Consider the following 19,964-nt stretch of genomic DNA (forward strand, 5'->3'; position numbering starts at 1 on the left):
CGCGCAGCCGACGGAAATATCCAGAAACAAAAATCTTTGGTAATCAGAACCAAACTGCGCAAGAGAGTCTCCATGAGTCCGCCGCCCCCCCACATTCTCGTCGTCGAGGACGATCGCGAGACCCGCATGCTGATCGCCAAGTACCTGCGCAGCAACGGCTGCGACGTGGCCACCGCCGCGGACGGCCGCGAGATGGATCGCCGGATCACCGACTTCCGGGTCGACCTGTTGATCCTCGACGTCATGCTGCCGGGCGAGGATGGGCTCAGCCTGTGCCGCCGCATCAGGGCGACCTCGCAACTGCCGATCATCATGCTCACCGCGCGCGGTGAGGACGTCGACCGGATCCTCGGTCTCGAAATGGGCGCCGACGACTACCTCGCCAAGCCGTTCAATCCGCGCGAACTGCTGGCGCGGATCAGATCGGTGTTGCGACGCCAGGCCGGCACCATGACGGCCAGCGCCAACGCCGACGCGACCACGCTCGGCTTTCTCGGCTGGCGGATGGATTGCAGGCTGCGCGAGCTCCGCAATCCGGAAGGCGCGCTGGTGGCGATGACCAGCGCCGAATTCGACCTGCTGCAGGCGTTCTGCCAGCGCGCCGGCCGCGTGCTGTCCCGCGACAGCCTGCTCGACCTCACCCACGGCCGCAACGCCGGCGCGTTCGAACGCAGCATCGACGTGCTGGTCAGCCGGATCCGGCGCAAGATCGAACCCGATCCGCAGCAGGCCAGCATGATCAAGACGGTGCGCTCCGGCGGCTACATGTTTACGCCCGCGGTCGAGATGATGGATATCCCTGCGGACGCCCGACCATGAAGTGGCCCGACATCGTCGACCTCAGGGGCATCCGCGGCCAGATCACCTTGCTGATGCTGGTCTCGATCGTAGCCACCCATTTGATCATCACCGCGACGTTCCTGCTCAACCGGCCGGACCAACCCGATCCATGGATGGTGCGCGGGCCGGCCCAACTGATCGCCATCGTGCAATTGCTGGGCGCTGCGCCGCCCGCCGACCGCCCGCGGCTGATCGCCGATATCGCCCGCGCCTTTCCGGACTTCGGCATCGCGATGGTGGCGGCGGGCCAGCCTCCGGCCGGCTTCGATGCCGCGCGGGAGTCGCCGAGCCACGGCATCGGCGAACTGCGTCGGCATCTCAGCGACGACTATCGCATCTTCGTACCCGGCAGCGGCGGCCCGAATGAAACCATCGCGATCCGGCTGCCGGATGGCGCGATGATCTCGACCCGCGCCCCGCCGGACCGTGGCCACGGGCCGTTCTGGGGCGGCCCCTGGATGACGACGCTGATCATCGTGGTGATCAGCCTGATCCTGCTCGGGCTGTGGGCGGCCCGCGCCCTCACCGCGCCGCTGTCGTCCTTCGCGGAGGCGGCCGAGAATTTCAGCCTCGACGGCGCCAGCGCGCCGCTGCCGAAGCGCGGACCGCAGGAAATCCGCGCGCTGGCGCGGGCGCTGAACCGGATGCGCGAGCGCATCACCGTGCTGATCGACGACCGCACCAAGATGCTGGCCGCAATCAGCCACGACCTCCGCACGCCGATCACCAGGTTGCGGCTGCGCGCCGAATTCATCGAGGACGAAAATCATCGCGCGCAGATGCTGCGCGACCTCGATCAGATGGCATCGATGCTGACGGCGGTGCTGTCGTTCCTGCGCAACGGCCGCCGGCTCGAACCGATGACGCTGATCGATCTGGCGACCACGCTGCATCTGGTCACCGATCAGTTCGCCGATGTCGGGTGCCAGGTGAGCTATGACGGACCCGACCATGCGATGGTGACTGCGCGGCCCGACGACCTCTATCGCGCTGTCACCAACCTGGTCGAGAATGCGGTGCGGTTCGGCACCAGCGCCACGATCCGGCTCCGGGTCGCATCGCCGGCGGTGACGATCGAGGTCGAGGATGATGGACCGGGCATCGCCGACGCCCGCAAGGACGACGTGCTGCAGCCCTTCGTGCGCGGCGACGACGCCCGCAACATGGACGAGGCGTCGGGATTCGGCCTCGGCCTGTCGATCGCCCGCGCCATCGTGCTGGCCCATGGCGGCGAACTCAGCTTGAACGACCGCCAGCCGCACGGCCTGATCGCGCGCATCGCATTGCGCAACGCGGCGGGTTAGCGGGCCTGCGGGACGATCCGGGGTGCCGCGCTGTGCACGGCGGCTGGGTCGCGGAGATGAATCACCGCGATGTCGTCGGCATAGACCTTGCGCCAGCCGTCGACATGGTCGAGCAATTTGGTGACCGCATCCCCGGTTCGCAACAGCGTCGCCTCGATCTTGTAGTCATCGAGCATCTGAAACATCTTTTCCGGCGGCTTCAGCCGGATCGCGTTGTTCTGGTCGACCACGAATTGCTCGCCATAAAGTTCGGTGCGGCCGTCGATGAACGGCGCGACGCCGTTGGCGATCAGGTAGCCGCCGAAATCATAATCGTTGAACACCCGTTGCAGGCCGAGTTGCTTCAGTTCGGCGACCGCCGCTTCCGGCGAAATGCCGGCACGCGGCTGCAGCGGATGCAGCGAGGCGAACGCGGCGGTGCCGGCGAGCAGCAGCAGCGCCAACCCCGCGACCAGCGTGCCCGACAGCTTCGCCTGCCCTGCCGGCGCGGCGGCGCCGATCTGGCGCGACAGCGGCGCTGCCAGGATCAGCGGCGCCAGCAAGGCAAGGACCTCAAGGTTGCGGTCATGGTTCAGCGCCATGTGTGTGAGGCCGAGCAACAGCAGGATCCGGATCGGCGGCAACGTGATGCCGCGCAGCAGCACCAGCCCAAAGCCGAACAGCAAACACAGCTCCAGCGCACCGATGCTGGAGAAATCCGCCGGCCGCCATTCCGTGATCGTCGCCAGCGCCGCGCCGAGCGACAGGATCTTTCGCGACGCCAGCAGCGACTCCCAGCCATAGGGCGTGATGCAGGCCATCGCCAGCGCCGCGAGGCCGAACGCCGCCCAGCGCGCCAGCAACCCCAGCCGCGCCTGCGCCGGCGCGTTCAGCACCGCGTCGAGCGCGAGCGGCGCCACCAGCGCGACGCCGAGGACGAAGCCGCCGTGCAGATTGGCCCACAGCGCGATCAGCGGCAGCAGCCAAAACGACGGCGCCTGCCGTCGATCCGCCGCCGCGACCAGACCGCCGACCCACGCGACCATCACCGGCATCGCCAGCACATGCGGCCGCGCCAACATGTGCGGCGCCATCAGCGCCAGCGCCGCAGCGGCGAACACCAGGGTGGCGCTCTCGGTCAGTCGCGCGCCGAGGAACCGGGCATACAACGCAAAGGTCGCGGCCAGCGCCGCGGCGGCCAGCACCACCGGCCCGGCCCAGCCGGCGAGCGCATAGCTGATCGCATAGGCCACCTGCGCCAGCCATTGCGTCGAGATCCAGGGCTGGCCCTGCATGGTGAAGGAATAGACGTCGGTATGCGGCACCGCGCGGTGATCGATAATCCACTGCCCGACCGTGACCTGCCACAGCGTATCGGGATCGTTCAGCAGCCCGTTCCCGGCCACCAGCAGGAGTGCATAGACCCCGATCCCGATCCACAGCGGCAGCAACCGCCGCGAGGCGGCACTGTCGTCGGCGAAATGCGAGGTGGCGAGCGTCATCGACCGGAATCCGAGCGGAGGGCAGGTTCCCGATCGAACCACGGAAGCGGATAATTCTTGGTAAAGCCCAATTGTGGGCGGACAGAAGCGGCGGATTTCGATTCGGACGGATGGCGCCGCCAGCGGCACGGCCGTCGCGATCGATCGGGTGCAATGACTGAAGGATACGTCATGAAATTCCTGTCGGCCGCGCTGCTTTGCGCCGTTGTTGTGCTCGTCGCGTCGCGGCCCGCGCTCGCCCAGCATCCCGAATACAACGCGCTGGTCGCCACCCACGCCAAGGCCAACGGGGTTCCGGAATCGCTGGTACATCGGCTGATCAAGCGCGAAAGCGGCTATCGGGCAGCTTTGGTCGGCCGCGGCGGAACCATCGGCCTGATGCAGATCAAGCTCGGCACCGCGCGGTCGCTCGGCTACACCGGAACCGCGGAGGGGTTGCGCGATCCCGCCACCAATCTGACCTACGCCGTCAAATACCTGGCCGGCGCATTTCTGGCCGCCAAGGGCGACCACAACCGCACCATCTCGTATTACAGCGCCGGTTATTACCTTGCCGCCAAGCGGCAGCGTGCCGAGCGCCACGACAAGGTCGCGGGCGTGAAACCGGTCGGCGATGGCGCTGCCTCTGCGACGCAGGCGCCGGCAGCGGTGGCACCGGCGGCGGCTGCACCGCCGGCGAAGCCAGTGCCAGTGGACGCCAAACCCTGACGCCGTTCGAAAGGCGCGTTGACACCCCGGTTGATCGGCTTACATTACAGGCTGTTCCGAGGGGAGCTCCGACGAGGAGCTGAGATACCGCAAGCGCGCCTTCTGTCGTTCAGCAGGCGAGACCGCGGTGACCCTTTGAACCTGATCCGGGTCATGCCGGCGAAGGGACAGGGATGTACCAGAATACGCGTTCAGGCGGGCATTCGCCCGCATCGCCACGATATGAATCCAGCATCGCGCAGCGCGGGACAGCGCCGGTCGATCTGCGCAAGGATGCGCCGGTCGCGGTGATCGGCGCCGGCATCGCCGGAGCGTGGCAGGCGCTGCTGCTGGCCCGCGCCGGCCGCAAGGTCACGCTACACGAGCGCGGCGACGCGATCATGACCCAGGCCACCAGCCATTGGGCCGGCGGCATGCTGGCGCCCTATTGCGAGGCTGAGGGCGCCGAACCGATGATCGGCCAGATCGGGCTGCGCTCGCTGGAGATCTGGCGCAAGGAATTCCCCGAGACGCTGTTCAACGGCTCGCTGGTGGTGGCGCATCCGCGCGACCGCGCCGATTTCGAACGCTTCGCCAAGATGACCACGGGGCACCAGCGGCTCGACGCCGACGGCGTCGCCGAACTGGAGCCGGCGCTGCAAGGCCGCTTTCGCGAAGGCCTGTTCTTCCCCGACGAAGGCCATGTCGAGCCGCGGCTGGTGCTGGCCAAGCTGCACCAACGGCTGATCGAGGCCGGCGGCACCATCATCTTCGAATCCGAACAGGACCCCGCCGAGCTCGACGGCCTGGTGGTGGATTGCCGCGGCCTCGCCGCGCGCGACACCGCGCCGGAGCTGCGAGGCGTCAAGGGCGAGATGGTGGTGATCCGCACCGAGGAGGTGACGCTGTCGCGCCCGGTGCGCTTGATGCATCCGCGCTGGCCGCTCTACGTGATCCCGCGCGAGGACCATCACTTCATGCTCGGCGCCACCTCGATCGAGAGCGAGGACGAATTCGTCACGGTGCGCTCGGCGCTGGAACTGCTCAGCGCCGCCTATGCGGTGCATCCGGCTTTCGGCGAAGCCAAGATCGTCGAGATCGGCGCCGGCCTGCGCCCGGCATTTCCCGACCATCTGCCGCGCATCTCGCTCGGCAACAAACGGATCGCCGTCAACGGCCTGTACCGCCACGGCTTCCTGCTGGCCCCGGCGCTGGCGGAAATGACGCTGGCCTATGTCGAGCGCGGCGTGATCGACAATCAGGTGATGCGATGCGTGTGATCGTCAACGGCGAACCGCACGACATCGCCGCCGCCAGCATCGACGCGCTGCTGGCGGAGCTCGACTACGCCGGCCACGTCGCGGTGGCGGTGAATTTCGACGTCGTGCCGCGCGCGCGCTGGGCCGAGACGCCGCTCGCAGCCGGCGACGAGATCGAGATCATCACGCCGCGGCAGGGAGGATGAGGATGCGCTCGCGCCACTCCCCTCCGTCATCGCCCGGCTTGACCGGGCGACCCAGTATCCCAGAGCGCCAGCGTTCGACCGCGAGCGCTCTGCGATACTGGATCCCCGCTTTCGCGGGGTCGACACCGATGGAGTCTGGCGCGACCTTGCGGGAGCCACGCTCATGCTGACCTTCTACGACAAGCAATTTGCCTCGCGCCTCCTGATCGGCAGCGCGCTATATCCCTCGCCGGCGATCATGCAGGACGCGATCCGCGCCTCGGCGGCGCAGATCGTCACGGTGTCGCTGCGCCGCGAGGCCGCCGGCGGCAAGGCCGGCGATGTGTTCTGGTCGCTGATCCGCGAGCTCGACGTCACCGTGCTGCCGAACACCGCGGGCTGCCGCAGCGTCCGCGAGGCGGTGACCACCGCCAAACTGGCGCGCGAATTGTTCGGCACCAGCTGGATCAAGCTCGAAGTGATCGCCGACAACGACACGCTGCAGCCCGACGTCATTGGTCTCGTCGAAGCCGCCACGCTCCTGATCAAGGACGGCTTCGAGGTGTTCCCCTATTGCACCGAGGATTTGTCCGTCGCGCTGCGGCTGGTCGATGCCGGCTGCAAGGTGGTGATGCCCTGGGCGGCGCCGATCGGCAGCGCGCGCGGCATCGTCAATCGCGATGCGCTGAAGCTGCTGCGCGACCGGCTGCCCGATATCACCCTGGTGGTCGACGCCGGGCTCGGCGCGCCGAGCCACGCCGCCGAGGCGATGGAGCTCGGCTTCGACGCCGTGCTGCTCAACACCGCGATCGCCAAGGCCGAAGACCCGGTGGCGATGGCGCGGGCGTTCCGGCTCGCAGTCGAGGCCGGCCGCACCGGCTATCAGGCGGGCCTGATGGGCGCGCGCGATTTCGCCTCTCCTTCCACTCCAGTGATCGGGACACCGTTCTGGCATGCCGTATCCTGATCGCTTCTATCCGGTGGTCGACAGCATCAGTTGGGTGCAACGCCTCGCCGCGCTCGGCGTCGGCACGATTCAGCTGCGCGCCAAGGAGCTCGACGACGGCGCAGCCTTGCAGCTGGTCACCGACGCGCTGGAGGCGACCAAGAACACGACCGTCAAGCTGGTGATCAATGATTACTGGCGCGCCGCGATCGTCGCCGGCGCCAAGCATCTGCATCTCGGCCAGGAAGATCTCGCCGACGCCGACGTGAACAAAATCCGTCGCGCCGGGTTGACGCTGGGACTGTCGACCCACGACGACGAGGAGCTGGAGACAGCGCTACGTGCCAATCCGGACTACATCGCGCTCGGGCCGATCTTCCCGACCACGCTGAAATCGATGCGCTTCGCGCCGCAGGGCATTGCGAAGATCACCGACTGGAAAAAGCGGATCGGCAATATTCCGCTGGTCGCGATCGGCGGCATCAAGCTGGAACAGGCGGCGGAAATCTACGCCGCCGGCGCCGACTCGATCGCGGTGGTCAGCGACGTGACGCAGAACGACGATCCCGACGCGCGGGTGCGCGCCTGGCTTGGACAAGCCGCGGAGGCGGCCTGAAGATGAAAAGCGATGCCTCTCAACGTCATTGCGAGGAGCCCTTGCGACGAAGCAATCCAGCCTTTCTGCGTAGCCCCTGGATTGCTTCGCTTCGCTCGCAATGACGGATTGAACGCGCTGCCCGAACACCGAAGCGAATGCGATCGATAACAACAGAACACAGGAGGATCTCATGAACATCCGGTCGAACCCCGACACCACGCTGCCCGCGGTCACCACCGGCGGCCTGCCCTCCTCGCGCAAGGTTTATGTCGCACCCGACGAGGCGCCCGATCTGCGCGTGCCGGTCCGCGAGATCATCCTCTCCGAAGGCGCCGGCGAGCCCGACCTGCCGGTCTACGACACCTCCGGCCCCTATACCGATCCCGCCGTCACCATCGACGTCAACGCCGGCCTTGCGCGGCCACGCATCGCCTGGGTCAAGGAGCGCGGCGGCGTCGAGGAATATCAGGGCCGCGACGTCAAGCCCGAGGATAACGGCAATGTCGGCGCCGCCCACGCGGCGAAATCCTTCACCGCCTATCACAAGCCGCTGCGCGGCACAGGCTCCGCGCCGATCACCCAGCTGGAATTCGCCCGCGCCGGGATCATCACCAAGGAGATGATCTACGTCGCCACCCGCGAAAATCTCGGCCGCAAGGTGCAACTGGAACGCGCCGAGGCCGCTCTTGCCGATGGCGAATCCTTCGGCGCCAGCGTGCCGGCCTTCGTCACCCCGGAATTCGTCCGCAGCGAGATCGCGCGCGGCCGCGCCATCATTCCCTGCAACATCAATCACGGCGAACTCGAGCCGATGATCATCGGCCGCAATTTTCTCACCAAGATCAACGCCAATATCGGGAACTCCGCCGTGACCTCCTCGGTCGAGGAGGAAGTCGACAAGATGGTGTGGGCGATCCGCTGGGGCGCCGATACCGTGATGGACCTCTCCACCGGCCGCAACATTCACACCACCCGCGAATGGATTCTGCGCAATGCGCCGATCCCGATCGGCACCGTGCCGATCTATCAGGCGCTGGAGAAATGCGACGGCGACCCGGTGAAGCTGACCTGGGAGCTGTATCGCGACACGCTGGTCGAGCAATGCGAACAGGGCGTCGATTACTTCACGATTCACGCCGGCGTCCGCCTCGCCTATATCCACCTCACCGCCAACCGCGTCACCGGCATCGTCTCGCGCGGCGGCTCGATCATGGCGAAGTGGTGCCTGGCGCATCACAAGGAGAGCTTCCTCTACACGCATTTCGACGAGATCTGCGACCTGATGCGCAAATACGACGTCTCGTTCTCGCTCGGCGACGGCCTGCGCCCGGGCTCGATCGCCGACGCCAATGACCGCGCCCAATTCGCCGAGCTGGAGACGCTGGGCGAACTCACCAAGATCGCCTGGGACAAGGGCTGCCAGGTGATGATCGAAGGCCCCGGCCATGTGCCGCTGCACAAGATCAAGATCAACATGGACAAGCAGCTGAAGGAATGCGGCGAGGCGCCGTTCTACACCCTCGGGCCTCTGACCACCGACATCGCGCCTGGCTACGACCACATCACCTCGGGCATTGGCGCCGCGATGATCGGCTGGTTCGGCTGCGCCATGCTGTGCTACGTCACGCCGAAGGAACATCTCGGCCTGCCCGACCGCAACGACGTCAAGACCGGCGTCATCACCTACAAGATCGCCGCCCACGCCAGCGACCTCGCCAAGGGCCACCCCGCCGCGCAACTGCGCGATGACGCGCTCTCCCGTGCCAGGTTCGACTTCCGCTGGACCGACCAGTTCAACCTCGGCCTCGATCCCGACACCGCCAAGGCCTATCACGACGAAACCCTGCCGAAGGACGCCCACAAGGTCGCGCATTTCTGCTCGATGTGCGGGCCGAAATTCTGCTCGATGAAGATCACCCAGGATGTGCGCGACTACGCCGCCACGCTCGGCGACAACGAGAAGGCCGCGCTCAACCTCGGCAACGGCCAACTCGCCGGCGTCGGCATGAGCATCTCCGGCGTATTGGAGGACGGCTTGTCCGCCGAAGCCTTGGCGAAGGCGGGCATGGCGCAGATGAGCCAGAAATTCAAATCGATGGGCGAGCAGCTATATCTGGATGCGGAGAAGGTCAAGGCGAGCAACAAGGCGCTGTCGTAAGGTCGCGCCCTCTCCGCTCCAACAACGTCATGCCCGGGTTCGACCCGGGCATCCATCTGACCAAAGGCGCCAACGACCGGCCGCCGCTCGGAGGCGGCGAAGCCGCTCCGCCTCTACTTCGTTAGGTCTCGACAAATGCCATTGTTCAGCTGATCTTGGAGATACGCCCCGGCCAATCGCCGGGTGGCTCATGATAGCTCCTATGACGCTGAACGATGCAGAATGAGCATAGCCGACTGATCGCGTCTGCGGCGAAGGCAGCGCTGGCGCCGCTCGGCTGTGTCCGCAAGGGCCGGTCTCGGGTCTGGTATGCGGACCAGCGGTTTTGGGCGATCTGGATCGAATTCCAGCCCAGCGGATGGAGCAAGGGGAGCTATCTCAATGTCGGCGCCCGGTATTTTTGGGGTGCTAGTCGGGGACTTGGATTTAGCCACCGCCCTGTCGACTTCATCCCGTTTCAAAGCGCCGAACAATTCAATCCGTTGATCCAGACCATGGCGGGGGTCGCGGCGCGCGAGGTGATCGCGATGCGCGAACGATTCAGAACCCCCTCGGACATCCTGCGTGACATGCTGGCTTCGCCGCTCCGTGACGGCTGGCCGGTCTATGACGCTGCAATCGCATCGTGGCTTGCCGGAGAAGTCGATCAATCACGCGCCCTTTTCCAACGGATCGCCGAGTGGCCGACTTACGGGTACGACTGGGAGCAAAGGCTGAAGGAGTCCAGCGCTGCGCTTGCTGCGCTACTGGACCGCCCCCAAGCGTTTCGGTCCGCCATTCTGGACATCATCCAGCGCCAGCGGACACGAATCGGGCTTGCCGAAGACCACGGTTGTCTCGATGATGTAGTGGATCGTACAGTCGCGCGATGACTGCACCCAAAATATCTCGTAGCAGTGCCCGCGACTTCAACCTTGCGCCGCGCAGGATATGCAACTCAACTATTGGAACGCTTGGCTGCACTCTGGTTTGCTCGCGAATTTGATTCACACGGGCCGGCGACAGACCTCCCCGTCCAGTTTTTACATCGTAGATCGCAATGATGTCGCCCACTTCATTCCGCAGAACGACATCGGTGCGGATGCTGCCGGACTCCCCGTAATCCGCATCACGACCATCGACGAAGCTGTGCTCGACGTCACCGAAGCCAATGCCCCTGAGCCCCTCGAATCTCACCGCCGTTCCGAACGCGACGTGAACGGCAGTACCGTACACCTGCGGGGTCCACTCCGGAATGAAATCCATCGTCTCCATTGTTCGGCCGAGCGTCGCGCTTAGGGCAATCGTCGTTTCATCGATTGTGGAAATTCCAGTCATCGCGTCGGAATAATCAACCGCCGCAATGCGACGCGATGCGCTGAAGTCAGTATTTCCTTCCGGCCCCACGGCTTGGGTTGCGCCCTCGTTTGTCCACCGACCAATGTCATCGCGTGGCTGATCGGGATTGAACCCTGCCTTGATTGCCGCGCGCAGAAACTTCACGTATTTCAACGTGACTTTGAGATACTCAATTTCGTGCTTGCAGCGAAGCAGCTCTTTTCTCTCTTCAAGCAGTGACAACATCAGAAGCTCCTATCCGACGCGCCCTTGTATAGGTTTTTATTCCTATTGTCAAGGCGCGATGATTTACAACTCCGCGATCGATCTGACGAAAGCCAACCCACCCAACAACAGCGCGACGGCGCGCTCTCCCGTGCGAGGTTCGACTTCCGCTGGACCGACCAGTTCAACCTCGGCCTCGATCCCGACACCGCGAAAGCCTATCACGACGAGACGCTGCCGAAGGACGCCCACAAGGTCGCGCATTTCTGCTCGATGTGCGGCCCGAAGTTCTGCTCGATGAAGATCACCCAGGACGTGCGGGACTACGCCGCCACGCTCGGCGACAACGAAAAGGCGGCGCTCAATCTCGGCGACGGCCAACTCGCCGGCGTCGGCATGAGCATCAGCGGCGTATTGGAGGACGGGTTGTCCGCCGAAGCCTTGGCGAAGGCGGGCATGGCGCAGATGAGCCAGAAGTTCCAATCGATGGGCGAGCAGCTGTATCTCGACGCGGAGAAGGTGAAGGCGAGCAACAAGGCGCTGTCGTGAGGCCGCGCCTCACCGCTCCCACAACGTCATGCCCGGGCTCGACCCGGGCATCCATCTGACCAAAGGCGCCAACGACTGGCCGCCTCCGGAAGTCAGCGACGCCGTCGCTACACCCTACGTATCACTGGCGCTTGGCCGATGGCGAAAGGCGGCCGGCGGCATCCATGCCCGCACGGCGTCCCGATACCGGCACGCAATCAGTTGCCTCCCACTGCGCGATCTACTACCTTTGCGTGCAAGGGGGCTTCGGGATGCGTGTGGCGTATCGCGTCGTCGCGGGGATCAGTTTGGGCCTGCTCGCTGGCTGCGTCACGCAGCAGCAACAGGCGGTTATTCTCTCGCAACGGCAGTCCGCTTTCGAGACGCCGCTCGACGGCAAGTGGCGCAAGGCCCATGAATCCCGCCCGATCGCGATCCTGCTCGGCCGCGCCGAGACGACGGCCATCATCGGCCCACGCCGCGCCGCGCTGGAAGCAAGCTGCTCTGGCGGCAAGCCGCGCATCCGCCTGGCCTACGACGTCGGGCTGCGCAGCGGGCCGATTTCGGTGTCGTATCATTTCAACGATTCAGCCGTCGACCAGGCCGGGCGCGTGCTGGTGCGCGGCCAGCGCCGCAACATCGTGGTGATCGACTATCAGCCCACCGCCACGGCCTTCCTCGCCGATCTGCGCACAGCGACCAAGCTGGAGGTGCGGGTGTCGCGCATGCCCTTCGAGCTGCACGACGCGCATTTCCGCTGGGACCCCCAGGACGCCGTCCTCGCCGGCGTGCTGGCGGCCTGTCAGGGATCGACGCCCGACGACAAGCGGCACAAACAGCCAGCTCCGGATGACACCGACGAGCCGCTCGACGACGCGATCAGGGACGTGTTGCCGGAGACGTAGCAAGCGTAGTCCGCATGACCGAAGCTATATGCGGGATTGACGGCACCCCGCATGTCGCTGTGCTCATGTGGGCTACTTGCTGGCTATCCGCGCGCGGACATCTTGTTACAGAAACCTCGCATCGTCTCCTTGCAAGAGATCGCGAATACTGGCCGGCACGGGGAATCCGTAGCCCTTGCCACGCTCGAGCCAGATCAATCTGCCAGATTCATGCTGGTCGCTGGCATAAAGTTCTGCGCCGATCATTTGCATCGCAAACAACAACGCCTGGATGGGATCGATCCCGACGGCGTATTTCTGTTGCGGCTCGGACGTCCAACCAATTTCGAAACGGCAGATCCAGTCGGGATCCGCCCGCTCGGGCGCAAAGATCGTGACTGGAACGTCGATATTTTCGGTGTCGGACGCAATCTTCAGGATTCGCGTAGCAATGATCATCGTCGCAGCTTTCAAAAACTGAGCGGAGGAAGCGGCTTTCCAGAAATGCAATTGGCATAGCGTTCCATGGCCTGGCCGCGACAGACTGCGCGACGTGAGGCAGGGATGACGGCATTGCAACGCATGGTGTCTATCTGGAATTGATTCCAACAATAGGCCGCCGACGGCTTTGCCGCGGCGAGCAGGACGTCGGACGAGCGACTGCTCCGCGGCGAGGCTCCATCGATCGTCCACTTCCCAAGGTCATTGCGGAGTTGAGCGGGATTGTACCCGGCCTTGATCGTAGCTCTCAGCAATTTCGAGTATTTCAAACTGACCTTGATATCGGCCAGTTCCTGCTTCCAGCGTAGCAGGTGACTTCTCTCTTCAAGTAGTGACTGCATCCGGCATACTCCCAAAGAACGCTCTTTGGATAGCGGACTTTATTCCTATTGCCAACCCGTTCCTACGCTTCGGCCGCTTCCTTCACCCTCGCCCCCGGCGCAATCGTCGGCGGCGCCGCGTTCAGCGTCTCGATTGCGAATCCCGCCGCGGCCTTGTAGCCGGCCATGAACGCCGCGCGTTCCGCCGGCGGGATCACGTCGTCGATATTGTCGAAGGTGCCGCCGCAGCGCTCGTCGACCAGGTTCAACAGGCCGAACGGGCCGGCGCCGCGGTTGCGCAGGATCAGTTGCGAGATCGGGCCGCAGAGTTTCTGGTCGAACGCGGCGAGCGCGGCTTCGCTGGCGCCGTGCGCGACCATCGCGGCGCCGAGTTCGCGGGCGTCGATGATGGCCTGGCTGGCGCCGTTGGAGCCGGTCGGGTACATCGCATGCGCGGCGTCGCCGAGCAGCAGCACCGGGCCGTCGCGCCAGGTCGACACCGGATCGCGGTCGATCATCGGATTCTCGAACGCGCCGTCGGCGCCGCGGATCAGCGCCGGCACGTCGAGCCAGTCCCACACCCAGCCGTCGAAATGATGCGCGAAGTCGCTGACCGGCACCTGACGGAACCAGCCCTGCTGCTTCCAGCCCTCGGCATTGTCGAGCGTGACCTCGGCGATCCAGTTGATGGTCGACAGCCCGGTCGCGGGATCCGGATGCGAGATCGGATAGAACACCACGCGCTGGCGATGGGTGCCCAGCCCGACGAACGAGGCGCCGCCGCGGATCGGCTTGGCTTGCGTGGTGCCGCGCCACATCAGCGCGCCGCCCCAATGGATCGGCGGCTGGTCCGGATGCATCTGGGCGCGGATCGCCGAGTGGATGCCGTCGGCGCCGATCAGCAGCGCGCCGTGGTCTTCCGAAATGGCGCCGTCCGCGTGCTCGATCCGCACTGTGACGCCATCGGCGGTCTTGCTGTAACCCGTAACGCGGCAGCCGAGCCGCATCGCATCGGCGCCGAGCCGCGCCACCACCGCGTCGTGCAGCAGCATGTGAAACTGACCGCGATGCACCGCATATTGCGGCCAGCGGTAGCCGGCGCCTTTTCCACGCGGCTCCGAATAAATATCATTGCCGTTGAGGCCGACCAGCGCCCATTCCTGTGCCGGCAGACCGACGCGATCGAGTTCGGCCTCGCCGATGCCGAGATCGCCGAGTTCGCGCACCGCATTGGGCTGCAGGTTGATGCCGACGCCGAGCGGGCGCATCTCGCGGCTCGCCTCATAGACCACGCAGGGCACGCCGATCTGATGCAGCGTCAGCGCCGTCACGAGCCCGCCGATGCCGCCGCCGGCGATGATCACTTTGGTCATGAGACGCTTCCCCGCACTCGGTTTGCCCCGGTTGCGGGATGCTCTAGCCAGCAATGGCCAGCGAGGCAAGCCGGCGCGGGCGAGTGGCGGCGCTCAACGCGGTTTCAGGCCGGTGGTCGCCGAAACCGGGCCGTCCGGTCGCCAGTTGTGGTCGAAGTGGTGGGGACGATGATAATCGGCGGGACCGCCGCCATAGGCGTAGGGCGGGGCCTGGGTCGGGCCTTCATGGCCGTGCAGGCGGCCGGTCGGCAGCTGGATCGCCGGGCCGGCGGTCGGGCCGTTCGACATTCCGCCGTGGTGCCCCAGCGAGGCGGCATGGGCCGGTGGCGCGAGAGACAATGTGGACATCGCCAGCAATCCAGCCACAATGGCGCAACGGCCGGTCGTCCAGATCGAAACGGACAGGGACTTGGATATCGCCACGATCGTATCCTCCGAGTGAGTTGTTATAGCGAATTGGTAGCGTCCCGACCCAACCGCGTTCACACCGGGCGAAAAGGTCGCAGGTTGCAGCCGGACCTCGATCGCGCCCAGACAAACACCGCCTCCCCGCACGATATCGCACCCACAGAGGAAACTCCCGATGCCGATCCAGCATTTCCCCGCCAGCACCGGCGCGCCGCCGCTGTCGTCCGCCGCGCGCGTCGGCGATCTGCTGTTCATTTCCGGCACGCCCGGCTTCGACGACAACCGCCAGCTGCCGGACGATTTCGCCGCTCAGTTCGGCTTCGTGGTGAAGGGGCTGCAGCGTATTTTGCAACAGGCCGGCGCGACGATGCGCCATCTCGTCAAGGTCAATGTGCTGCTGACGCGGGCTTCCGACGTCGCCGCCATGAACAAGCTCTATGCCGAGGCGTTCGGGCCGGCCCCCTATCCGGCGCGCACCACCTGCGTGGTGCAGGCGCTGCCCGATCCAAAGATGCTGATCGAGATTGAGGCCGTGGCCGCGCTGGCGGGGTAGCCTCTGTCGCACTGGAGGCGGCCACGACGCTGTCCTTGACCGACGTCAAATCCGCGTCGCGATCGCCCTGCCAGACTACAAATTGTTCTCCGGTAAAACTATCCCGATGACGCAGGTTCGGCTTTGAGCTGCGCGGATTTGGCGTTAGGTTCCACCGTCAATCCTCGCAACAGGTGCGTCGTGCTGCGCAAAGCCTTTCTGAGAATATTCTCGGCGCATCCGGTCGAGACTATCGCCGCCTGCACCGGTCTATTCATGATCGTGCTCGGCGTGGCGCTCGGTACCCAGAGCGGCTGGGTGTGGTTCTGGGGCCAGATCTCGGCGGTGTTCGGCGCCAGCCTGACGACGCTGGCGATCGTCTGGACAGTGCGGCAACGCACCGCCGAAACCCGGGTGGCGGCCAATCTCGACGTGCTGGCGCGCCAGCTCGAAACCTCGATCAGCCAGATCCACAAATCGGTGAAGAGCGGCCGCGACGAGCAACTGCCCCCTGCGGTGTATCTGGCGCAGCTCGAACAATGCGTCGACAATCTGATCGGCGTCAGCCATGAGCTCGGCGAGATCACCGGACGGCCGATGCCCTACGACGTGATCGAGATGCTGACGACGCGGCACACGCTGCAGATCGAGGCGCATCTCACCGACGGCAAGCCGGACGAACGCAAGCTGGTGACCGAGACCGACACCTGCCCGAGTTGCAAGAAGACCGTCCAATTCCAGATCGGCAACCAGCCGGGCGACAGCGCCAAGCCGACCTGCGAGCATTGCGGCCAGCGCTTTCACGCCCATCGCAGCACCAATGGCAGCGTGTTCCTGCGGCTGCCGGGCGCCTCGCAATTCACCCGCGCGGTGTCGGTGTCGTGCCCGGTCTGCGCCAGTAAGATCCCGGCGAATATCGATCAGGCCAAGCAGCATTCCGAGGCGCGGTTCTGCTTCTCCTGCGGCGCCAAGGTCAGCATCGATCCAGTCAGCCACGCCTGCACGCTGATCAGCAAGCAGGACAAGCTCGCCGGCCGGTTCGACAGCGCCGGCGGCTTCATCTGCGAAAAATGCAACGAGCCGGCATTGGTGCTGACCTCCAACATCAACGGCACCTTCGCAATCTGCCGCAAGGACGACGCGCTGGTGGTGCTGCCGGCCTCCACCTCCGCCGCGCAAGCCGCGCCGAAAACCGACGCGGCGTAGCGCACCTTCCGCGCCCTCACCTGCCCATCCTGCATTGCAGCGCAGTACGCGACGACGTCCGATGGCGCGTCGTGGCCACATCGTGGTATCATTTTTTGAGCGGCCCAAACAACGAGGCTGCATGCGGGGAGACGCATCGACATGACAGCTGTCAGAGCTCTTGTTCAAGCCATGGTCGCGGCGACCGTCGCGCTGATTTCACATGCTGTCGTCGCCGCTGATTACCCGGCACCGAAAGAGGCCGACTGGATCGCGAAAGATTTCAAATTCCACACCGGCGAGACCATGCCGGAACTGCGACTACATTACACCACGCTGGGCGAACCGACCGGGCAGGCTGTGCTGGTGTTGCACGGAACCGGCGGGTCCGCCGCCAGCATGCTGACGCCGACATTCGCCGGCGAGCTATTCGGCCCAGGCCAGCCGCTGGATGCTTCAAAATACTATGTCATCATTCCCGATGGCATCGGCCACGGCAAATCCGCAAAACCGTCCGAGGGCATGAAGACGGCGTTTCCGAAATACGACTATGACGACATGGTGCAGGCACAGTACCGCCTCCTCACCGAAGGACTCGGCATCAAGCATCTTCGGTTGGTGATCGGCAATTCGATGGGGGGCATGCACACCTGGATCTGGGGCCAGAAATACCCGCAAAGCATGGACGCGCTGGTGCCGATGGCGGCGCAACCCACGGAAATGGCCTCGCGCAACTGGATGCTGCGCCGGATGATGCTGGAGACCATCCGCAACGATCCGGACTACAAGGACGGCAACTACACCACGCAGCCGCGGATGATCAAATACGCCAGCATCACGTTCGGAATCGCGACCGCCGGCGGCACGCTGAACTACCAGGCACTGGCCCCGACCGCCGCTGCCGCGGATAAGATGATCGACGACCGGCTGAAAGCGCCGCTCGTCACCGACACCAACGACTTCATCTATCAGTGGGAATCCTCGCACGACTACAATCCATCGGCGGGGCTGGAAAAAATCGAGGCCGCGGTGCTGGCGATCAATTCAGCGGATGACGAACGCAATCCGCCGGAGACCGGGCTGATGGACGCTGCGCTGAAGCGGATCAAGAACGCCAAGCTGTGGCTGATCCCCGCCAGCAAGGCCACCAAGGGCCACCTCACTACCGGCGACGCGCGGTTCTACAAACAGCAATTGCAGGAGCTGTTGCAGACCGCGCCGCAGCGGACGATGTAACCGCACTGGGGCAGCGGGAAATCTCCCGAACTGGCTCCGCTAGAGGAATCGGGCGTCGTCGCCGATCAGCAGATCGCGGATGCCGCGCGGCACCGGAAAGCCGTAGCCGCGGCCGGGCTGGTCCCACATCAGCCGGCCGGTCTCGTGCAGGTCGCTGCTGTAGAGCAATGTGCCGATCAGTCGCATCGCATGTTCCAGCGCTTCGATGGCATCCGCGCCGCCGGCGTATTTCCGTTGCAGACCCTGTGGCCAGCCGATCTCGAAATAGCATTGCCAGCAATGGTCGCTTTCCGCAGGCGCGAAAATCCGCACTGGAATCTGGCTCGCCTCGTCGTCGCGCAATCTTAGAATTCTGGTCGCGATGACCATGGTGCCTTCCCCTCCCCAGGAGATGCAATCATGACGCGTGCGGCCAGCAGCGCGCAAGTGGATCGTTAGCGACACGGCAATGAAATACCGCGCGCGATCGTCGTTTGACAGACCACCCGCGGTTCGCCACCTTGCTCCGACTGGTAGTTTGAAACCGCTCACCAAGATGGCGGGCCAGCAAGAACAACGGAAACGCCATGTCCAATGCCCCGCATTTCGATATCGATGTCGCCTCGTTCTGGGCCGATCCCTATCCGGCTCTGGCGAAGATGCGCGCCGAGGCGCCGATCGCCTTCGTGCCGCAGCTCGGCTCCACGGTGTTCACCCGGCGCGACGACATCTTCGTCTCGGAAAAGCGCATCGACGTGTTCTCGTCGCATCAGCCGGCCGGGCTGATGAACACGCTGATGGGCCACAACATGATGCGCAAGGACGGCGACGCGCACATGGCCGAGCGCACCGCGCTGTTTCCCGCGGTGTCGCCGCGTACCGTCAAGGAGGTCTGGCGCACTCAGTTCCAGGCCCATGCCGATCGCATCCTCGACGGACTGGCGCCGCAGGGCCGCGCCGATCTCACCAAGGCGTTTGCGCTGCCGATGTCGGCGGAATGTCTGAAGCACATCACCGGCCTCACCAATGCCCGTTATCAGGACATGGACGCGTGGTCGCAGGCGATGATCGACGGCATCGCCAACTACACCGGTGACAAGGCGGTCGAGGCGAAGTGCCACGCAGCGACCGCGGGGATCGACGCCGCGATCGACGACATGATCCCGGTGGTGACCAAGCATCCGGATCATTCGATCCTCAGCGTGCTGCTGGCCTCCGGGATGCCGCTCGAGAGCGTCCGCGCCAATATCAAGCTGGCAATTTCCGGCGGCCAGAACGAGCCGCGCGACGCGATCTCCGGCACGGTATGGGCGCTGCTCGGCCATCCCGCCGAACTCGCCAAGGTGCAGGCCGGCGCCGCGACCTGGCTGCAGGTGTTCGAGGAATATGCCCGCTGGATCGCGCCGATCGGAATGTCGCCGCGCCGCGTCGCGAAGCCGTGGTCCTATGGCGGGGTAGATTTCGAACCCGAGGACCGGGTGTTCTTCATGTTCGGCTCGGCCAATCGCGACGAGGCGTTCTTCAGCGATCCGGATCGGTTCGACGTCAGCCGCGACACCGCGAAAAGCATCGCCTTCGGCGCCGGCCCGCATTATTGCGCCGGCGCCTTCGCGTCGCGGGCGATGGTCGCCGAGGTGGCGCTGCCGAGTGTGTTCGCGCGGCTGCCGGGCTTGCGGCTCGACGAGACCGAGCCGGCGCGGATCGGCGGCTGGGCGTTTCGCGGGCTGCTCAATCTGCCGGTGATCTGGGACGCGGCTTAGCCGCACCGATTTGAAGCCGTCACCGACCTGCTGCTACAACCGAACAGCAGAATCAATTCGGAGGCAGACGTGGCGAAGCAAGCAATTCCCCGGCAGGGCCCGATCGGCCCGCGCGGTCCCGCCGGTCTGGCTGGCCTTCCCGGCCCGCAGGGTCATCCCGGACGGCCCGGGCCGGAAGGTCCGCAGGGCAAGCCGGGCCTCCCCGGCAAGCCCGGCCCCCAGGGCAAGCGCGGCGAAGCGGTGCCGCAAGGCAAGCCC

The 19,964-nt window shown here is 65.2% G+C and carries 23 protein-coding genes and 1 riboswitch; of the genes, 16 read left to right on the top strand and 7 right to left on the bottom strand.

Annotated features, from left to right (window positions below; genetic code table 11):
* The first annotated feature begins 72 nt into the window (after nucleotides 1-72).
* Together HXX15_RS15760 and HXX15_RS15765 are read left to right on the top strand one after the other, a co-directional pair.
* On the top strand, nucleotides 73-819 hold the full coding sequence (locus HXX15_RS15760; protein ID WP_296517195.1) for a response regulator: 747 nt from the start codon (nucleotides 73-75) through the stop codon (nucleotides 817-819).
* Nucleotides 816-2,144 (top strand): ATP-binding protein, encoded by a 1,329-nt coding sequence (locus HXX15_RS15765; RefSeq protein WP_296517197.1) that lies wholly within the window; start codon nucleotides 816-818, stop codon nucleotides 2,142-2,144. The genes HXX15_RS15760 and HXX15_RS15765 overlap by 4 nt, the downstream gene beginning before the upstream one ends.
* Here HXX15_RS15765 and HXX15_RS15770 read toward each other — a convergent pair.
* Nucleotides 2,141-3,625 carry a hypothetical protein gene (locus HXX15_RS15770; RefSeq protein WP_296517200.1) on the bottom strand — a complete coding sequence of 495 codons (1,485 nt, stop codon included), beginning with the start codon at nucleotides 3,623-3,625 and terminating at the stop codon, nucleotides 2,141-2,143. The genes HXX15_RS15765 and HXX15_RS15770 overlap by 4 nt on opposite strands.
* Before the next feature lie 171 nt (nucleotides 3,626-3,796).
* On the opposite strand from HXX15_RS15770, the gene HXX15_RS15775 reads away from it, so the two are divergent.
* From HXX15_RS15775 to HXX15_RS15805, 7 genes are all read left to right on the top strand, one after another.
* Nucleotides 3,797-4,333: a lytic transglycosylase domain-containing protein gene (locus HXX15_RS15775; protein ID WP_296517201.1), complete on the top strand. Its 537-nt coding sequence runs from the start codon at nucleotides 3,797-3,799 to the stop codon at nucleotides 4,331-4,333.
* A 49-nt stretch (nucleotides 4,334-4,382) separates the two neighbouring features.
* Nucleotides 4,383-4,519, top strand: a riboswitch (TPP riboswitch).
* Nucleotides 4,507-5,592 carry an FAD-dependent oxidoreductase gene (locus HXX15_RS15780; protein ID WP_296517202.1) on the top strand — a complete coding sequence of 362 codons (1,086 nt, stop codon included), beginning with the start codon at nucleotides 4,507-4,509 and terminating at the stop codon, nucleotides 5,590-5,592. It overlaps the preceding riboswitch by 13 nt.
* Complete coding sequence (gene thiS / locus HXX15_RS15785; protein WP_296517204.1) at nucleotides 5,583-5,777, top strand: sulfur carrier protein ThiS; 195 nt, start codon at nucleotides 5,583-5,585, stop codon at nucleotides 5,775-5,777. Before HXX15_RS15780 ends, thiS begins: the two co-directional genes overlap by 10 nt.
* A 163-nt stretch (nucleotides 5,778-5,940) precedes the next feature.
* Nucleotides 5,941-6,723 carry a thiazole synthase gene (locus tag HXX15_RS15790; RefSeq protein WP_296517206.1) on the top strand — a complete coding sequence of 261 codons (783 nt, stop codon included), beginning with the start codon at nucleotides 5,941-5,943 and terminating at the stop codon, nucleotides 6,721-6,723.
* The gene (locus HXX15_RS15795) at nucleotides 6,710-7,318 is read left to right on the top strand and encodes a thiamine phosphate synthase (protein ID WP_296517208.1); all 609 of its coding nucleotides are present in this window, start codon (nucleotides 6,710-6,712) and stop codon (nucleotides 7,316-7,318) included. The genes HXX15_RS15790 and HXX15_RS15795 overlap by 14 nt, the downstream gene beginning before the upstream one ends.
* 172 nt (nucleotides 7,319-7,490) lie before the next feature.
* Nucleotides 7,491-9,458 (top strand): phosphomethylpyrimidine synthase ThiC, encoded by a 1,968-nt coding sequence (gene thiC / locus HXX15_RS15800; protein WP_296517209.1) that lies wholly within the window; start codon nucleotides 7,491-7,493, stop codon nucleotides 9,456-9,458.
* A gap of 215 nt (nucleotides 9,459-9,673) precedes the next feature.
* On the top strand, nucleotides 9,674-10,330 hold the full coding sequence (locus HXX15_RS15805) for a hypothetical protein (RefSeq protein WP_296517210.1): 657 nt from the start codon (nucleotides 9,674-9,676) through the stop codon (nucleotides 10,328-10,330).
* Here HXX15_RS15805 and HXX15_RS15810 read toward each other — a convergent pair.
* On the bottom strand, nucleotides 10,245-11,021 hold the full coding sequence (locus HXX15_RS15810; protein ID WP_296517212.1) for a hypothetical protein: 777 nt from the start codon (nucleotides 11,019-11,021) through the stop codon (nucleotides 10,245-10,247). The two genes, HXX15_RS15805 and HXX15_RS15810, sit on opposite strands and share 86 nt — an antisense overlap.
* Before the next feature lie 45 nt (nucleotides 11,022-11,066).
* Between HXX15_RS15810 and HXX15_RS15815 the strand changes: the two genes are divergently transcribed.
* Together HXX15_RS15815 and HXX15_RS15820 are read left to right on the top strand one after the other, a co-directional pair.
* Complete coding sequence (locus HXX15_RS15815) at nucleotides 11,067-11,549, top strand: phosphomethylpyrimidine synthase ThiC (protein ID WP_296517214.1); 483 nt, start codon at nucleotides 11,067-11,069, stop codon at nucleotides 11,547-11,549.
* Nucleotides 11,550-11,713: 164 nt separating this feature from the next.
* A complete protein-coding gene (locus HXX15_RS15820; RefSeq protein WP_296517216.1) occupies nucleotides 11,714-12,433 on the top strand; it encodes a hypothetical protein in 720 nt (239 codons plus the stop codon).
* 105 nt (nucleotides 12,434-12,538) lie between these two features.
* Here HXX15_RS15820 and HXX15_RS15825 read toward each other — a convergent pair whose 3' ends face one another.
* The 4 genes from HXX15_RS15825 to HXX15_RS15840 all read right to left on the bottom strand — a co-directional run bounded on the left by HXX15_RS15825 (nucleotide 12,539) and on the right by HXX15_RS15840 (nucleotide 14,954).
* Nucleotides 12,539-12,871 carry a hypothetical protein gene (locus tag HXX15_RS15825; RefSeq protein ID WP_296517217.1) on the bottom strand — a complete coding sequence of 111 codons (333 nt, stop codon included), beginning with the start codon at nucleotides 12,869-12,871 and terminating at the stop codon, nucleotides 12,539-12,541.
* Nucleotides 12,872-12,882: 11 nt separating this feature from the next.
* On the bottom strand, nucleotides 12,883-13,254 hold the full coding sequence (locus HXX15_RS15830; protein ID WP_296517218.1) for a hypothetical protein: 372 nt from the start codon (nucleotides 13,252-13,254) through the stop codon (nucleotides 12,883-12,885).
* 62 nt (nucleotides 13,255-13,316) lie between these two features.
* On the bottom strand, nucleotides 13,317-14,606 hold the full coding sequence (locus HXX15_RS15835) for a flavin-dependent oxidoreductase (RefSeq protein WP_296517221.1): 1,290 nt from the start codon (nucleotides 14,604-14,606) through the stop codon (nucleotides 13,317-13,319).
* A 93-nt stretch (nucleotides 14,607-14,699) separates the two neighbouring features.
* A complete protein-coding gene (locus HXX15_RS15840; RefSeq protein ID WP_296517222.1) occupies nucleotides 14,700-14,954 on the bottom strand; it encodes a hypothetical protein in 255 nt (84 codons plus the stop codon).
* Nucleotides 14,955-15,189: 235 nt separating this feature from the next.
* Between HXX15_RS15840 and HXX15_RS15845 the strand changes: the two genes are divergently transcribed.
* The 3 genes from HXX15_RS15845 to HXX15_RS15855 all read left to right on the top strand — a co-directional run bounded on the left by HXX15_RS15845 (nucleotide 15,190) and on the right by HXX15_RS15855 (nucleotide 17,967).
* Nucleotides 15,190-15,567, top strand: a complete 378-nt coding sequence (locus HXX15_RS15845; protein ID WP_296517223.1) for a RidA family protein — start codon at nucleotides 15,190-15,192, stop codon at nucleotides 15,565-15,567.
* 180 nt (nucleotides 15,568-15,747) lie between these two features.
* Nucleotides 15,748-16,752 carry a hypothetical protein gene (locus HXX15_RS15850; protein WP_296517225.1) on the top strand — a complete coding sequence of 335 codons (1,005 nt, stop codon included), beginning with the start codon at nucleotides 15,748-15,750 and terminating at the stop codon, nucleotides 16,750-16,752.
* A gap of 141 nt (nucleotides 16,753-16,893) precedes the next feature.
* Entirely contained in the window at nucleotides 16,894-17,967 is a 1,074-nt protein-coding gene (locus tag HXX15_RS15855; RefSeq protein WP_296517228.1) for an alpha/beta fold hydrolase, read from the top strand.
* Between the two features lie 39 nt (nucleotides 17,968-18,006).
* On the opposite strand, the gene HXX15_RS15860 is transcribed toward HXX15_RS15855, so the two are convergent.
* Nucleotides 18,007-18,336 carry a hypothetical protein gene (locus HXX15_RS15860; protein WP_296517229.1) on the bottom strand — a complete coding sequence of 110 codons (330 nt, stop codon included), beginning with the start codon at nucleotides 18,334-18,336 and terminating at the stop codon, nucleotides 18,007-18,009.
* Between the two features lie 197 nt (nucleotides 18,337-18,533).
* On the opposite strand from HXX15_RS15860, the gene HXX15_RS15865 reads away from it, so the two are divergent.
* Nucleotides 18,534-19,706 carry a cytochrome P450 gene (locus HXX15_RS15865; RefSeq protein ID WP_296517232.1) on the top strand — a complete coding sequence of 391 codons (1,173 nt, stop codon included), beginning with the start codon at nucleotides 18,534-18,536 and terminating at the stop codon, nucleotides 19,704-19,706.
* Between the two features lie 69 nt (nucleotides 19,707-19,775).
* Nucleotides 19,776-19,964, top strand: a 189-nt coding sequence (locus tag HXX15_RS15870) for a collagen-like protein (protein WP_296517234.1), incomplete at its 3' end; no start/stop codon positions are given.

This window comes from Rhodopseudomonas sp., assembly GCF_013377015.1.
Taxonomy (GTDB): domain Bacteria; phylum Pseudomonadota; class Alphaproteobacteria; order Rhizobiales; family Xanthobacteraceae; genus JARJEH01.